Below are 14,949 nucleotides of genomic sequence, written 5' to 3'. Positions count from 1 at the left end.
CCTAGTCGCGCCGGATCGCGTTCCACGTCCCGTGGTGCGCCCCCGCGATATCGCCGCGTTCAAACCCATGCGCGCCGAAAAAGTCGCGCTGCGCCTGAATCAAATTCGCGGACCCGCGTGCGGTTCGGATGCTGTCATACCACGCCAGTGACGCGCTTAGCGCGGGCATGGGCACGCCCAGGCTCACCCCGGCGGCGACGGTCTTGCGCAGGCCAGCAAGGTGATCGCCCAGCATATCGCGGATGGCGGGGGCGAGGATCAAGGCCCCCTCGGGCAATCCTGCGTGGAACGCATCGGCCAGATCGTCCAGCAAGGCTGACCGGATGATACAGCCCGCGCGCCAGATCTCTGCAATGCGGGCCATATCCAGCTGCCAGCCAAATTCGTCAGAGGCGGCGGACAACACACGGAACCCCTGCGCGTGACCCAGAATGCGCGCGGCCAGCAGCGCCGATTTCATCTCATCCTCGGTGGGCAGCGTGCCGCCGGTCACCGCATCCGGCAAGAGCGGCGCCGCCGCGACCCGCAAGGCTTTCTCGCTGGACCAGCCACGGGCGCCGACGGCCGCCTCGATCGTGCTGGCCGACTGGCCAAGCTTCAGCGCCTCGATCAGGGTCCAGCGGCCCGTGCCTTTCTGACCCGCCTTATCAAGGATCAAATCCACCATTGGCGTCCCGCTCTCGGCATCCACGGTTTGCAGCGCGGCGGCAGACACCTCGATCAGGTAAGAGCTGAGCGGCCCTTTCTGCCAGCTTTCAAACAGCGCCCCGATCTGCGGTGCCGTTTGCCCACCGGCGTCGCGCAACAGCCCGTAGACTTCGGCGATCATCTGCATGTCGGCATATTCGATCCCGTTGTGCACGGTCTTGACGAAATGCCCCGCCCCGTCCGGCCCCAGATGATCGACGCAAGGCGCGCCCTGAAACTTGGCCGCAATCTCGCTGAGCATGGGGCGCAGCTGGGTCCAGCTGTGATCGGTACCACCCACCATCATAGACGGGCCGTGGCGCGCGCCCTCTTCACCGCCCGACACGCCCATGCCGACAAAATGCCGCCCCGTACCGTCAAAGGCGGCGGCGCGGCGTCGGGTGTCGTGGAAATCGGCGTTGCCGCCATCAATGATGGTGTCGCCCTCATCCAGCAGCGGCATCACCGCGTCGATCATCGCATCCATCGGTGCGCCCGACGGGATCATGAACAAGATGCTGCGGGGCTGCGCGATACTGTCGACAAAATCCTCAAGCGTCGCGTGGCCCGAGAGGTGACCCGCCAGCGGTCCGGCCTCCTCCAGAAAGGGCGCGATCCAATCGGCTTCGCGGTTGCTGACCGCCACACGGAACCCCTGCTCGGCCAGATTAAGCGCCAGCGCACTGCCCATCGTCCCCAGACCATAAACGCCAATATCTGCGGTCTTTAAATCTGCGGCCATCGCGCTAAATCTCCTATAAGGTCCATCAAACAGTGGGATGCACACCGCCGCTGCACAAGGGTTTGCGGGGGTGAAATTGATTCTCGTCTCTTTTTCAGCTACGATGACCGGATAAAAGCAAGAACAACGAAGTTACAGGTTAACGTTTTAATTATGATACATGAACTCAAACGCGCGTGGGAGGGTATGATCCTCCCCATCTGGCGCCGCCCCAAACGTATTCAGGTCGCCGCATTGTGCTACCGTGAAACCCCCGAAGGTAAAGAAGTCCTGATGATCACCAGCCGTGACACCGGCCGATGGATCGTGCCAAAAGGCTGGCCGATTGACGGGCTGGACGGGGCCGGTGCCGCCCTGCGCGAAGCATGGGAAGAGGCAGGCGTGTCCAAGGCCGATATCGAAAGCGAACCGATCGGGTATTATGACTATGACAAGGGCCTGTCCGAAGGGATGACCACGCCCGTCATCGCACAGGTCTACCTGACCCGCGTCCGTCACATCGAGGATGAATACCCCGAGGTTGACATGCGCACCCGCCGCTGGATGCCCCCGAAGGAAGCCGCCGAACTGGTGGCAGAGCCCGATTTGCGCGAAATCCTTCTGAACCTCTAGTCGCCACGCCCCGATAGCCCCCCGTGCGGCCTTGCGAAACCGTTTTCACTGTGCCACGAGCGCATGGTTTTAGAAAATGAGGCAGCAATGACCGACGGACCCAAAGGCCAACAGTGGAAAACACTGGATTCTGACCTGAACCGCATCTCGCGGGTGGAACAGGCCGCGACCTATGTGGCGCGGCCTATGGTCGGATTTGGCATTGCCCTTGCCTTCATCGTATTGGCCGCGCTGGTCGCCGGTCTGTTCTTTGGCGCGCAGCCTTCCAACTATGTGGTGATCGCTGCTGCGGCCTTCGGGGCCTATATGGCGGTGAACATCGGGGCCAATGACGTTGCCAACAATATGGGCCCCGCCGTCGGGGCCAAGGCGCTGAGCATGGGCGGTGCGATCATCATCGCTGCCATTTGCGAAAGTGCCGGTGCCCTTCTGGCTGGCGGCGACGTGGTATCGACCATCTCGAAAGGGATCATCGACCCCGCGTCGGTCGCAGATTCCCAAGTGTTCATCTGGGCCATGATGGCCGCGCTGATCTCGTCGGCCCTGTGGGTCAATCTGGCCACATGGGTGGGCGCGCCGGTATCGACCACACACTCGGTCGTGGGCGGCGTCATGGGGGCCGGCATCGCGGCTGCGGGGATGGCGGCAGTGAACTGGCCTTCGATGAGTATGATCGCCCTTAGCTGGATCATCTCGCCCGTCTTGGGCGGCGCTGTCGCAGCGATGTTCCTTGCGCTGATCAAGTCGCAAATCCTCTACCAAGAGGACAAGATCGCAGCTTCGCGTCGCTGGGTGCCAATCCTGATTGGCGTCATGTCCGGTGTCTTTGCCACCTATCTGGCGCTCAAGGGGCTCAAGAAGATCGTCGAGATCAACATGGGCTCTGCCCTGTTAATCGGTTTGGCCTGTGGCGTTCTGGCCTATGCCATTTCCTACCCCGCCATCCGCCGCGCGTCGGTCGGGATGGAGAACCGTAACAAATCCGTCAAAGTGTTGTTCGGCCTGCCGCTGGTCTTTTCCGCAGCGCTGCTCAGCTTTGCCCATGGGGCCAATGATGTCGCCAACGCGGTTGGGCCCCTTGCCGCGATCGTCCACGCCTCGGAGTTCGGCGGGTTCGAGGCCAAAGTCTCTATCCCTATGTGGGTGATGGTGATCGGGGCCTTCGGCATTTCCTTCGGGCTGTTCCTTTTCGGGCCGAAACTGATCCGCATGGTGGGCAGCCAGATCACCAAGCTGAACCCGATGCGCGCCTATTGCGTCGCCCTCTCTGCGGCGATCACCGTGATCATCGCCTCGTGGCTGGGCCTGCCCGTCAGCTCTACCCATATCGCTGTGGGGGGCGTTTTTGGCGTTGGCTTCTACCGCGAATGGCATATGGAGCGCCGCCTGCGTCGCCCCGGTGCCAAAGCCGGTCAGGTCAAACGCATCGCGGTAGAGGAACGCCGCCGCCGAAAACTCGTGCGCCGGTCGCACTTCATGACCATCGTCGCGGCCTGGGTCATCACTGTCCCCGCGGCAGCAACCATGTCAGCGATGATCTTTCTGGGGCTGAACGCGCTGGTCAACTAAGCGCTGCGGCGCATGGCCTTGCCGTCTAGCGAAGGTCCGAGGGGTCCATATCGGGCAACCCCGGACCGCGCGCCTGCGCCTCTTTCACCAGATCAGAGACCCGCTGACACAGCGGCGTGGCGACGCCTTCCTGCGCCCCCATCGCGATGATCCGCCCTTGAAGCGCGTCAATCTCGGTCGGTTTACCCGCCTCTAGGTCATAGGACATCGAGGTCCGCGCCATCGGGTCAATCGTCAGCATCTTGGCCGCGACACGTGAGAACAGCGGCGTCGGCAGGCGCAGCACCCAAGGGATCAGCTGTGCGGGCAGTGGCGTAGAGGATGCAGGGTGGATACCATGAGCCTTCAGCACGGCAAGCGCCTCGGCCATCTGGGCGGCCATCACGCGCCGCCAGCGCCGGTCAAGCAGTTGTTGCTGCAAGGTCAGCCCTGACAGGGCGTTCAGCGCGTTGTTCAGGTTCAGCAACAGCTTGCCCCATTGAACGCCGATGATCGCCCCCGTCCCCGTCACCTGCAACCCCGGCACCGACAGATAGCCCGCCAGTGGCATCCGGCCCGTTTCGACGAAAATATCCCCGCTGGTCGCGCGGTGATACCGCCCGTCGCCATGGGGGACGACATTGAAAGGCACCATGCCCCCGCGTACATCATGCAGCGGCAAGGCCTCGTGCAGGATCTCGGCCGCGTCGAGGCCGTTTTGCAGGCTGACAATGGTCGAAAGCGCAGGCGTGTGCTGCGCCACCAGCCGCGCGATGTCGGCGGTGTCGTCGGTCTTGACCGTGACCAGCACGATCCCCGCCTCGGCAAGACAGGCAGGGTCCTGGGAGAGGGTCAGGCTTGCGGCAGGCACCTGCTGGTCGAGCCCGTCAAACCCCGTCAGCCGCAAACCATGCTTGCGGATCTGCTCTGCCACGCGGGGACGTACCAACAGCGTGACATCCCGACCGTGGGCGGCAAGCATGCCACCCACAAAGCAGCCGATCGCCCCCGCACCCGCGACAACGATGGGCCGCCGGTCGCTCATTTCCCCAAGCACCAGCGCATGACCGACTTTTGCGCGTGCAGCCGGTTTTCAGCCTCGTCAAAAATGACCGAGCTTGGGCCGTCCATAACAGAGCTTGTCACCTCGTCGTCGCGGTGCGCAGGCAAACAGTGCATAAACAGCGCGTCGGGTTTTGCCTTGGCCATCAGCGCGTCATTCACCTGATAGCCGCGCAGCTGGTTGTGCCGACGTTCGCGCGCCGATTGCGGATCATGCATCGACACCCATGTGTCTGTCACGACCAGATCCGCGCCCTCTACCGCTTTGTTCGGGTCACGCTCGGTTGTGTACAGGCCATTCAGCGCGGCCTCGGGGTCCAGTGTCTGTGGGCCGGTAAACACAAGTTCGAAATCAAAGGCTTTGGCTGCATGGGCGAAGCTGGCAAAGACGTTGTTACCGTCACCGGACCAGACCACCTTTTTGCCCTTGATCGGGCCGCTATGCTCTTCAAAGGTCATGATATCGGCCATGATCTGGCAGGGGTGGGTGCGGTTGGTCAGCCCGTTGATCACCGGGACAGAGGCATATTCCGCCATCTCCAGCAGGGTCGCCTCTTCGAAGGTGCGGATCATGATCAGATCGACATAGCGGCTGAGCACCCGTGCCGTGTCGGCGATGGTCTCGCCGTGGCCGAGTTGCATATCTGCGCCAGACAGCACCATCGTCTGCCCGCCCATCTGACGTACGCCCAGGTCAAAGCTGACCCGCGTCCGTGTCGAGGGCTTTTCAAAGATCAGCGCGACCATGTGATCCTTGAGCGGCTGTTCATCATCCGGCGCACCACGGGGGCGGCCCAGACGGGACGATTTCATCGTGGCGGCATTGTCGATGATGCTGCGCAGGTCAGCCGGATCGGTTTGGTGAATGTCGAGAAAATGTTTCATGGGGTATTCTTTTAATTTTAGGGAGTTGGGGGGCCAGCCCCCCGGCCCCCCGGAGTTTATAGGGCAAAATGAAGGTCAGCTGGCAGCAAGGCTGCTGGCGGCTTGATCAAGGCGGGAGACGGCCTCGGCGATGTCTTCATCGGTGATATTGAGAGGGGGCAGCAGGCGGATTACGTTATCCGCCGCCGGTACTGTGATAACCTCGTGACGGTAACCCGCAGAGACGACATCGCTGTTGGTGGCTTTGCATTTCAGCCCCAGCATCAGCCCGCTGCCGCGCACGCTTTCGAACACGTCAGGGTGGCTGGCGACCAACCCTTCGAGCTTTTGGCGCATCAGGCCGGCCTTGCGGTTCACATCCTCAAGAAAGGCGTCTGTGCCGATGATATTGACCACAGCATTGCCCACGGCACAGCCCAGCGGGTTGCCGCCATAGGTCGACCCGTGGGTGCCCGCCGTCATGCCAGAGGCAGCATTCTCTGTAGCCAGCACGGCGCCCAGGGGGAAACCGCCGCCGATGCCTTTGGCGACCATCATGATGTCGGGGGTGACGCCGGCCCATTCATGGGCGAACATCTTGCCGGTGCGGCCCACGCCGCATTGCACCTCGTCAAAGATCAGCAGCAGCCCGTGTGTTTCGCACAGCGCGCGCATCTGTTTGAGGTCCGCATCCGGCACGGGACGGATGCCGCCTTCGCCCTGCACCGGTTCGATCATGATGGCGGCTGTGGTATCGGTGATCGCCGCGCCAAGCGCCTCCATATCACCAAATTCGATATGTTTGAAACCGGGGAGCAGCGGGCCGAAGCCTTTGGTCATTTTCTCGGATCCTGCCGCCGCGATCCCGGCAGAAGATCGCCCGTGGAACGAACCCGAGAAGGTGATGATCTCGGTCCGGTCGGGCTGGCCCTTGTCGTAGAAATACTTGCGCGCCATCTTGACCGCCAGCTCGCATGCCTCGGTGCCGGAGTTGGTGAAAAACACCGTATCGGCAAAGCTGAGCGCGACCAGCCGGTCGGCCAGTTCCTGTTGCTGGGGGATCTCGTAGAGGTTCGAGGTATGCCAAAGTTGCCCCGCCTGTTCGGTCAGCGCCGCCACCAGCGCGGGGTGCGCATGGCCAAGCGCGTTCACCGCAATGCCTGCGCCCAGATCCAGAAATCGGCGGCCGTCTTGCTCAATCAACCAGGACCCTTCGCCTTTGACAAAGCTCAGGGGGGCGCGTGAATAGGTCGGCAGAACAGATGGGATCATCAGGATCATCCTTATGGGTTGGCCGCATCAAAGGCACAAAAGGCCATGTGTGACGGAGAGGGTCAATAAGATTTGAAGGGGTGCGACGCAATTTATGTCGCAAAAGATCAATGCCGTGCCCCCCGTGTCAGGGGCCGGTGTCGCCAATTAGCCTTGGCGTCGTCGCAAAGAGGATATCGAACGGTTGATCATGCCGTTTGCATAAGCAGCTTTTCGCGGCTTGCAAAGCAAAAATTGGCGCGCGATCGCCGCAATCTGTCGCACGAACGGTGCCGGGGCTGCTTTGCTGTGGTTTTAAGGGAGCGTTTGCCGCCGCTGCCGCCCCAATCGCCCGTTCGCGCCTTGCACCCAAGCTGTCAGTGATTAGTATAGGGGCTTGAGATTTTTCCACGGCGGTCCTGAGAAGGGCCGCTTGTTAGCTAAGGACGCCAAATGTCTTGGACCGATGACCGCGTAGAGATCCTGAAGAAAATGTGGGGCGAGGGCCAATCCGCAAGCCAGATTGCAAAGGAGTTGGGCGGTGTGACCCGCAATGCCGTGATCGGCAAGGTGCATCGTCTGGGGCTGTCCAACCGGACCGCAACCGCAGCGCCCGCCGCCGCCCCTGCTGCGGCGGCCAAACCGGAAGCCAAGGCCAAGCCCGCCGCGAAACCCGCCGCAGCCGCCAAGCCCAAGGCTGAACCCGCCCCCGAAGCCGCAGAGCCGGAACCGGCAGAGGCCGCGCCAGCGCCCCGCCCCAACCTGCCCGCGCGCGCCAAGATCATTCCCGCCGGTCAGCCGCTGCCGCCGCAGCCCTCCGCGAACGAGATCAGCCCGGAAGCGCTTGCCAAGGTGAGCGAGGTCGAGAAAAAGTCGAAGAAGATCGGCCTGATGGACCTGACAGAGCGGACCTGCAAATGGCCCGTCGGTGACCCTGCAACGGATGATTTCTGGTTCTGCGGTCTGCCCGTACAGCAGGGCAAGCCCTATTGCGAGGCACACGTCGGCGTCGCCTTCCAACCGATGAGCGCGCGGCGCGACCGCCGCCGCTAAGCTGCCAGTCAGCCGCTGCGGACATCAGAGTAACGAAAGGCCAGACAGCGATGTCTGGCCTTTTTCATATCAACGCGTCGGCGCAGGGGGGGGATCGTCCCTGCCCGGCTCTGCCGGATTATCACAGAACAACGCGATCTTGTTGCCTTGGGGGTCGCGCAGGTAGCTGACGTAGAAGCGCGGACCATAGGTGGCGCGAAACCCCGGCTGGCCCTCATCGCTGCCGCCCGCGGCCAGCGCTGCGGCGTGTAGCACGCGCACCTGTGCCTGGTTGGTTGCTTCGAACGCGATCATCGACCCGTTGCCAGCAGAAGCCGGCGCGCCATCAAAGGTCGGTTTGACGTAGAAATCTGGCAAGGCCACGGGGTGCCCCGCAGCCTGTGGCAACACAAAGCTCAAGCCCTCGGGACCTTCGGTCAAGGCATAACCCAAGGCTGGCAGGAAAGCCGTATAGAAGCGTTTGGCACGTGCAAGGTCGTCTGCCCCGACAGTAACATAAGCGATCATAAGAAACCCCTACCCCGCTGCGGTCTTGCCCCGTCGGTCCCCGCGCAACTGCGCATAAAGCACATGGGTCCGCCAGCGCCCGTCGATTTGCAGATAGCTTTGCGCGACGCCTTCGTATTTGAAACCGGTCTTTTCCAGCAACCCGCGCGAGGCGATGTTCTCGGGCAGGCAGGCGGCCTCAACGCGGCTGATGTCCAGGCGGGTGAAGGCGTGGTGCACCGTCGCCTCGATCGCTTCGCGCATATAGCCGCGGCGGGCGAATTGTTCACCGGTCCAATACCCCAAGGTGCCCGCCTGTGCCGGGCCGCGGCGGATATTATCCAGCGTGATCGCCCCGATCAGCATGTTATCCTTGCGGCGGATCAGGAACAGCGGCAGCGCCGTCCCCGCAGAGACCGACCGGTTGGCCCAGTAGACCCGATTGGTAAAGGCTTTGCGCGACAGGTGATCCGGTGCCCAAGATGGCTCCCACGGGGTGAGGTAGGTGATGCTGTCCGACCGCAGGGTGGCCCAGGGGCGGAAGTCAGCATGCACCGGAGGGCGCAACGTCAGCCTTTCGGTTTCAATGGCAAGCTTTCGTTTCAGCAGTTGCATCAGGCAGCGCGACGCTCCTGCAGTTCTTCCAATGTGGGGGCGCCGTCTACCGGACCATAAAGCGCCAATGCCGCAGGGGCGCTGGCGGCGATATTCTGGGCAAAGTCGCGCACGTCGCCTGTGGTGACCGCGTCGATCTGCGCGATGGTCTCTTCCAGCGGGGGTACGCGGTCCCAGATCTGGATCAATCGCGCCAGACGTTCGGCACGGTTCGACGGGCTTTCCAGCCCCATCAGCAGCCCAGCCTTCATCTGCGCCCGTGCCCTTGCAACCTCGGCCGGGGACATGTCGGAGGCGGCGCGCTTCATCTCGTCAATGGTGATGCCCGCCAGTTCGGGCAGCTGTTCACCGCTGGTGCCAGCATAGATCGTCATCATGCCCGTATCGGCATAGGCCCCCGCCTGCGCGAAGATCGTATAGCACAGGCCGCGGTTCTCGCGGACCTCCTGGAACAGGCGGCTCGACATGCCGCCCCCCAGGGCAGAGGCATAGATCTGCGCGACGTAGATATCATCGGCGCGGTAGCCGGGCGCTTCGAACCCGAGCGCGAAATGCGCTTGCTCAAGCGGTTTCAACTGGCGCACTTCACCGCCGCTGAATTTGGCAGCATCCACGTCGAAGAGAGGCTTGGGGGGCATGTCGCCGAACAGCTGTTCAGCAAGGCGCACGATTTCGTCATGGTCCACCGCCCCTGCGGCGGCGAGGATCATCTGGTCGGGGCCGTAGTGCTGGCTGATAAAGCCCGACAGGTCTTCGCGGCTGAAATTCGACACGCGTTCGGACGGGCCCAGAATGGTGCGCCCGATGGGTTGGTTGGGGTATGCCTTTTCCTGCAACCAGTCAAAGATCACATCATCCGGCGTATCCAGCGCCTGACCGATCTCTTGCAGGATCACGCCGCGCTCTACCTCGATCTCGCCATTATCAAGGACGGGATTGCGCAAGATATCCGCGATCACATCCAGCCCCAGCGACACGTCATTTTCCAGCACGCGCACGTAGTATGCCGTCACTTCACGCGAGGTATAGGCGTTGATATAGCCGCCCACATCCTCGATCGCTTCGGCGATTTGCAACGAGGTGCGCTTGGCCGTGCCCTTGAACGCCATATGCTCAAGGAAATGCGCGATACCGTTTTGCGTGGCCGTCTCATGCCGCGCGCCCGCCGAAACCCAGACCCCGATAGATGCCGATGCAAGCCCCGGCATATGCTCGGTTACGATACGAAAGCCGTTGGACAGGCGGTGTTGTTGCAAGCTCACTGAGCGATGCCCCCTTTAATGATATCCTTGAGCGCCTCAAGGTCGTTCGGCACGCGGGTCACGCGTTCTTCGCGGTCGAAAAGATCGGCCATGTGGTCAGGCAGCGGCGGGCGCTGGCCTGTGGCGGCTTCGACCGCGTCGGGGAACTTGGCCGGATGCGCGGTGGCCAGCGTGATCATCGGCGTCGCCGGATCACGCAAGGCCGCCCCCACGCGGACCCCGATGGCAGAATGCGGGCACAGCAGTTCGTTTGTGTCGGCGTAGAAGGCCTTGATCGTCTCGCTGGTTTCCTCTTCGGACACGCGGCCGGATTTATAGGTGTTTTGTAGGTCGCGCAGGGCATTGTCGCCCACGTCAAACCCACCCTTCGCCAGATCACCCATCAGCGCATTGATCGCGTCGCTGTCTTGGCCGTAGGCGAAATACAAGGCGCGTTCAAAGTTGGAGCTGACCTGAATATCCATCGATGGGCTGATAGAGGCATGAACCTCGCCCTTGTGGTAGCCGCCTGTGGTCAGGCAGCGGTGCAGGATGTCATTCTGGTTCGTCGCAACCACCAGATCGGCAATCGGCAGGCCCATTTCGCGCGCGATATAGCCCGCGAAGATGTCGCCGAAGTTGCCCGTGGGTACGGTAAAGCTGACCTTGCGGTCCAGCGCGCCCATAGCGAGCCCTGCGGTGAAGTAATAGACCACCTGCGCCAGCACGCGGCCCCAGTTGATGCTGTTGACCCCTGCCAGTTGCACCCCGTCGCGGAAAGCGTGGTCGTTGAACATGTCTTTCAGGCGCGCCTGACAGTCGTCGAAATCACCGTCCAGCGCCAGCGCGTGCACGTTGCTTTCCGATGGTGTGGTCATCTGGCGGCGTTGCACTTCGGACACGCGACCGTGGGGGAAGAGGATGAAGACATCGACGTTATCCAGCCCGCGGAAGGCTTCGATCGCGGCCGATCCGGTATCGCCCGAGGTCGCACCGACGATGGTCACCCGTTCCCCCTTGCGCGACAGAACGGCCTGGAACATGTGGCCGATCAACTGCATGGCAAAGTCTTTGAACGCCAGCGTGGGACCGTGGAACAGTTCGAGCAGGAAGTGCCCCTGTTCAAGCTGCACCAGCGGCGCGCGCACCTTGTGGTTGAAGCCCGCATAGGCCTTGGCGATCAGTGCCTTGAATTCATCGTCGCTGAATGTGTCGCCGACAAAGGGTTTCATCACACGAAAGGCGACATCCTCGTAGGACATCGTGGCCATCTCGCGCAGCTCATCGGTGCCAAGCGTCGGGATCGTTTCGGGCACATACAGACCGCCGTCACGGGCGAGGCCGGTCAGCAGCGCCTCTTCGAACGACAAAACGGGGGCGGAACCACGGGTGGAGACATAACGCATAAGGGTCAGCTTTCGGTTTTGGGCGCGCGGCGGCGGCGCAAGAAGAACAGGCTCATCCCAAGCCAGATCGCGGCAAGAGAGAACCAAGTGATGGCATATTGCAAGTGGTCGTTGGGAATACGGGCGGTATCAACGGGCAACGGGCTGATCCCCGCTGGCTGAGGCGTGCTGCTGCGCGCAACCAGAAGAACCGGTTCGGTGCCAAGCGTTTGCGCCATATCCGGCACATCGCGGGCGAACCAGATGTTGCCCTTCAGGTCGGCCTCGGGGGTGAAGCTATCGGTTTCGCGCGGCCATTGCAGATTGCCCGTCACCGTCGCGGGGCCCAAAGCGCGGGGGGCGTCCTTGTCCGTCGTCAGGACAAAGCCGCGGTCGACCATGATGCGGCGGCCATCCTCTAGCGTGAAAGGCGCGATGACGCGGTAGCCTGCGCCGACGTCTTTCTGGGACACAAGCACATGCACCTCGCCTGCCCGATAGGCACCGGTCACCGCGACGGGCAAATAGGCGTCATCCTCGGCGTTGACGGTAGGGGGCAGGTCGACGGGGGCGGCGGCGATGCGGGTGTTGATGTCGGCGATGATCGCCTCTTTCCACGCCAGCCGCTGGATCTGCCAAACGCCCAGCCAGATCAGGATAGCAGCCCCGCCAAGGCCGACAATCAGCAGGAATAGCGTACGACGCATAAAGCTCTCTTGAGGTTGGCACCCGTGAACGGGTGGCGGCAATGCAAAGGCGCGCAAGGTCCCCCTCGCGCGCCTGTTGCTTTTAGTGATTGCGGCCCGGTTTGCAAGCCGACTGCGGGCTTAGATGCCCCACATGTAGACGGCGAAGAAGAGGAACAGCCAGACCACATCAACAAAGTGCCAGTACCAGGCAGCGGCTTCGAAGCCGACGTGCTGCTCTTGGGTAAAGTGGCCTTTCATCGCGCGGAACAGGCAGACCGCAAGGAAGATCGTGCCGATCACAACGTGGAAACCGTGGAAGCCTGTCGCCATGAAGAAGCTGGAGAAGAACAGGTCGCCGCCGAAGGTCCAGTCGTCATGGGCCAGCAGTTCATAATATTCATAGGCCTGGAACGCGGTGAACAGCATGCCCAGAACGATCGCGATGGACAGGCCGGCGATCAGGTCTTTGCGGTTGTTTTCATGTACCAGCGCGTGGTGTGCCCACGTGACAGCACAGCCCGACAGCAGCAGGATCAGTGTGTTGATCAGCGGCAGGTGGAAGGCGTCAACGGGAATGATATCCGGCTGCACATATGTGGAGCCCGGGAATTCATCCATCGGGTACAGCGCTTCTTTGAAGAAGGTCCAGAACCACGCCACAAAGAACATCACTTCGGACATGATGAACAGGATGAAGCCATAGCGCAGACCGATGCGCACGACGTTGGTGTGATCGCCGACGTGGCTTTCAGCAACAACCTCGGACCACCATCCGAACATGCAGTACAGAACGGCAACCAGACCACCCAAGAAGACGAAGGGGGTTACATCGTGCATCCAGAAGACACCACCAACCAGCATGACACAGCCGGCGATGGAGCTGAGCAATGGCCATGTGGACGGCGGCAGAATGTGATAGTCATGGTTCTTTTCATGGGCCATTGGTTCAGTCCCTCACCTTTTTCTTAATTCAGGTTTGTCTCGCTGTCCTGATCGGGGGCTTCATAGTCCTCGGGCAGGTCGATTTCATAGAACGTATAAGACAGTGTGATCGTATGTACATACTTGCCATCACGGTCTTCGACGATTTCGGGGTCAACAAAGAAGCTGACGGGCATTTGAACACGCTCACCGGGGGCGAGCACCTGCTCAGTAAAGCAGAAACATTCGATCTTTTCAAAGAAGGCCCCGGCGGCATAGGGTGTCACGTTGTAGGACGCCTGCCCCGCGACGGGGTGATCGGTTGGGTTATAGGCCTCGTAGAACGCCAGCCCGGTCTCGCCGATGCGCAGTTCCATTTCGTTGACGACGGGTTTGAATTCCCACGGCATGTCTTCGTTCAAGCTGCCGTCGAAACGCACCTTGATCGTCTGATCCAGCACCTCGCCCTCGGCTCCGGCGACCTGTCCCGGCGTCCCGCCAAAGCCGGTGACGCGGCAGAACCAGTCGTAGAACGGCACCGATGCCCAAGCCAGCCCCCCCATCAGGATGACGACAGAGACGGTTTGCACCACAGTCTTCGCGGGTCCGGACAGGGCCATCAGTTGCTCTCCTGTGTTTGAAGCTCACCACCGGGCAGATCGTTGAAATCGATATTGGTGATTTTGACAAAGGTCAGTGCCATGACCAGCACGACGAAGGCGGCCAGCAGCAGACCGACGCCAAGGTTGCGCCCGCGGCGGCGTGTGTGAATCTCGTGTTCAGCGCGAATGCCCATTACCAGCCTCCCAAGCCGTAGCCCCGCAGGGTGGCCTCAAGCAAAATGGCACCGAAGTGCAGGAAGAGATACCATAGCGACAGGCGGAAGAACTTGCGTTCAACGCGGAAATCATCGGCTTCGCTGTCATCTTCATCACGCTGCCAGATGCGGAAGGCCCCGATCAGGAACAACAGGTTCAGCACACCCGCGGTCGCCAGATAGATTGGCCCGCCGATCGAGGTGAAGCCGGTGCCGACTGCCAGAATGACCAGCAAAACAGTATAGGCCAGAATGTGACGACGGGTGGAGCGGCGGCCGTGGGTCACGGTCAGCATCGGCACCTTCGCGTCGTCATAGTCATTGCGCATGAACAGCGCCAAGGCCCAGAAGTGCGGCGGGGTCCACATGAAAATCAGCGCGAACATCAGCCATGCCTCGACCGAGAAGCTACCGGTGGCGATGATCCAGCCGATCACGGGCGGGAACGCCCCCGCAGCACCGCCGATGACGATGTTCTGCGGCGTCGCACGCTTAAGCCACATGGAATAGAAAACGGCGTAGAAGAGGATGGTGAACAGCAGCATACCCGCGGCCAGCAGGTTGGCCGCCAGCCCCAGCATGACAACAGACATGCCCGACAGCGCCACACCGATCGCCAGCGCTTCGCCCGGCTGGACGCGCCCCGACGGGATCGGGCGGCCTTGGGTCCGGCGCATGATCGCGTCGATGTCGGCGTCCCACCACATGTTCAGCGCGCCCGAGGCCCCTGCCCCGATGGCGACAAACAGGATCGAGGCAAAGCCGATCACGGGGTGCACAGACACCGGCGCGGCGAGCATGCCAACAAGTGCGGTAAATACCACCAACTGCATGACGCGCGGCTTCATCAGGGCGAAATAATCGCCGAACTGCGCCTCATACTCGCCCGCAGGTGTCGTGCTGGTATCTGTCATGCGATCTCTCATACAAAAGGAACCCGGGGCGCGCCTCGCGCACCCCGCATCAGCAATTGTGC

At 61.8% G+C, this 14,949-nt stretch carries 16 protein-coding genes; 3 read left to right on the top strand and 13 right to left on the bottom strand.

Going from position 1 to position 14,949, the window contains the following annotated elements:
• Position 1: 1 nt before the first annotated feature.
• Complete coding sequence (gene gndA, locus ACNQ62_RS15920) at positions 2 to 1,429, bottom strand: NADP-dependent phosphogluconate dehydrogenase (protein WP_418095254.1); 1,428 nt, start codon at positions 1,427 to 1,429, stop codon at positions 2 to 4.
• A 153-nt stretch (positions 1,430 to 1,582) separates the two neighbouring features.
• On the opposite strand from gndA, the gene ACNQ62_RS15915 reads away from it, so the two are divergent.
• On the top strand, positions 1,583 to 2,041 hold the full coding sequence (locus tag ACNQ62_RS15915) for an NUDIX hydrolase (RefSeq protein ID WP_005851707.1): 459 nt from the start codon (positions 1,583 to 1,585) through the stop codon (positions 2,039 to 2,041).
• Between the two features lie 87 nt (positions 2,042 to 2,128).
• Complete coding sequence (locus ACNQ62_RS15910; protein ID WP_009826144.1) at positions 2,129 to 3,610, top strand: inorganic phosphate transporter; 1,482 nt, start codon at positions 2,129 to 2,131, stop codon at positions 3,608 to 3,610.
• Positions 3,611 to 3,635: 25 nt separating this feature from the next.
• On the opposite strand, the gene ACNQ62_RS15905 is transcribed toward ACNQ62_RS15910, so the two are convergent.
• The 3 genes from ACNQ62_RS15905 to ACNQ62_RS15895 all read right to left on the bottom strand — a co-directional run bounded on the left by ACNQ62_RS15905 (position 3,636) and on the right by ACNQ62_RS15895 (position 6,787).
• Positions 3,636 to 4,634, bottom strand: a complete 999-nt coding sequence (locus ACNQ62_RS15905) for a 2-dehydropantoate 2-reductase (RefSeq protein ID WP_418095253.1) — start codon at positions 4,632 to 4,634, stop codon at positions 3,636 to 3,638.
• Entirely contained in the window at positions 4,631 to 5,536 is a 906-nt protein-coding gene (gene argF / locus ACNQ62_RS15900; RefSeq protein ID WP_418095252.1) for an ornithine carbamoyltransferase, read from the bottom strand. The genes ACNQ62_RS15905 and argF overlap by 4 nt, the downstream gene beginning before the upstream one ends.
• A 75-nt stretch (positions 5,537 to 5,611) precedes the next feature.
• Positions 5,612 to 6,787 (bottom strand): aspartate aminotransferase family protein, encoded by a 1,176-nt coding sequence (locus ACNQ62_RS15895; RefSeq protein WP_289085514.1) that lies wholly within the window; start codon positions 6,785 to 6,787, stop codon positions 5,612 to 5,614.
• 432 nt (positions 6,788 to 7,219) lie between these two features.
• On the opposite strand from ACNQ62_RS15895, the gene ACNQ62_RS15890 reads away from it, so the two are divergent.
• Positions 7,220 to 7,819 carry a GcrA family cell cycle regulator gene (locus tag ACNQ62_RS15890; protein WP_005851702.1) on the top strand — a complete coding sequence of 200 codons (600 nt, stop codon included), beginning with the start codon at positions 7,220 to 7,222 and terminating at the stop codon, positions 7,817 to 7,819.
• 69 nt (positions 7,820 to 7,888) lie between these two features.
• Here ACNQ62_RS15890 and ACNQ62_RS15885 read toward each other — a convergent pair whose 3' ends face one another.
• The 9 genes from ACNQ62_RS15885 to cyoE all read right to left on the bottom strand — a co-directional run bounded on the left by ACNQ62_RS15885 (position 7,889) and on the right by cyoE (position 14,887).
• Positions 7,889 to 8,326 carry a VOC family protein gene (locus tag ACNQ62_RS15885; protein ID WP_418095251.1) on the bottom strand — a complete coding sequence of 146 codons (438 nt, stop codon included), beginning with the start codon at positions 8,324 to 8,326 and terminating at the stop codon, positions 7,889 to 7,891.
• 9 nt (positions 8,327 to 8,335) lie between these two features.
• Positions 8,336 to 8,920, bottom strand: a complete 585-nt coding sequence (locus ACNQ62_RS15880) for a GNAT family N-acetyltransferase (protein ID WP_005851700.1) — start codon at positions 8,918 to 8,920, stop codon at positions 8,336 to 8,338.
• Positions 8,920 to 10,182, bottom strand: coding sequence for a M16 family metallopeptidase (locus ACNQ62_RS15875; protein WP_005851699.1), 1,263 nt, complete (start codon positions 10,180 to 10,182; stop codon positions 8,920 to 8,922). The genes ACNQ62_RS15880 and ACNQ62_RS15875 overlap by 1 nt, the downstream gene beginning before the upstream one ends.
• Positions 10,179 to 11,567 (bottom strand): threonine synthase, encoded by a 1,389-nt coding sequence (gene thrC / locus ACNQ62_RS15870; protein ID WP_009826137.1) that lies wholly within the window; start codon positions 11,565 to 11,567, stop codon positions 10,179 to 10,181. The genes ACNQ62_RS15875 and thrC overlap by 4 nt, the downstream gene beginning before the upstream one ends.
• A 5-nt stretch (positions 11,568 to 11,572) precedes the next feature.
• Complete coding sequence (locus ACNQ62_RS15865) at positions 11,573 to 12,253, bottom strand: SURF1 family protein (protein WP_418095250.1); 681 nt, start codon at positions 12,251 to 12,253, stop codon at positions 11,573 to 11,575.
• A 120-nt stretch (positions 12,254 to 12,373) separates the two neighbouring features.
• Positions 12,374 to 13,177, bottom strand: coding sequence for a cytochrome c oxidase subunit 3 (locus ACNQ62_RS15860; RefSeq protein ID WP_005851694.1), 804 nt, complete (start codon positions 13,175 to 13,177; stop codon positions 12,374 to 12,376).
• 23 nt (positions 13,178 to 13,200) lie between these two features.
• Positions 13,201 to 13,776 (bottom strand): cytochrome c oxidase assembly protein, encoded by a 576-nt coding sequence (locus ACNQ62_RS15855; RefSeq protein ID WP_005851692.1) that lies wholly within the window; start codon positions 13,774 to 13,776, stop codon positions 13,201 to 13,203.
• Positions 13,776 to 13,952 carry a hypothetical protein gene (locus ACNQ62_RS15850; RefSeq protein ID WP_005851690.1) on the bottom strand — a complete coding sequence of 59 codons (177 nt, stop codon included), beginning with the start codon at positions 13,950 to 13,952 and terminating at the stop codon, positions 13,776 to 13,778. The genes ACNQ62_RS15855 and ACNQ62_RS15850 overlap by 1 nt, the downstream gene beginning before the upstream one ends.
• Positions 13,952 to 14,887 (bottom strand): heme o synthase, encoded by a 936-nt coding sequence (gene cyoE, locus ACNQ62_RS15845; RefSeq protein ID WP_243251291.1) that lies wholly within the window; start codon positions 14,885 to 14,887, stop codon positions 13,952 to 13,954. The genes ACNQ62_RS15850 and cyoE overlap by 1 nt, the downstream gene beginning before the upstream one ends.
• Positions 14,888 to 14,949 lie beyond the last annotated feature (62 nt).

Origin of the sequence: Sulfitobacter sp. SBS6 (assembly GCF_048285585.1) — a bacterium.
Classification (GTDB): Bacteria; Pseudomonadota; Alphaproteobacteria; order Rhodobacterales; family Rhodobacteraceae; genus Sulfitobacter; species Sulfitobacter pontiacus.
Note: the sequence above shows the minus strand (reverse complement) of the source record. Positions and strands in the feature narration are given on the sequence as shown.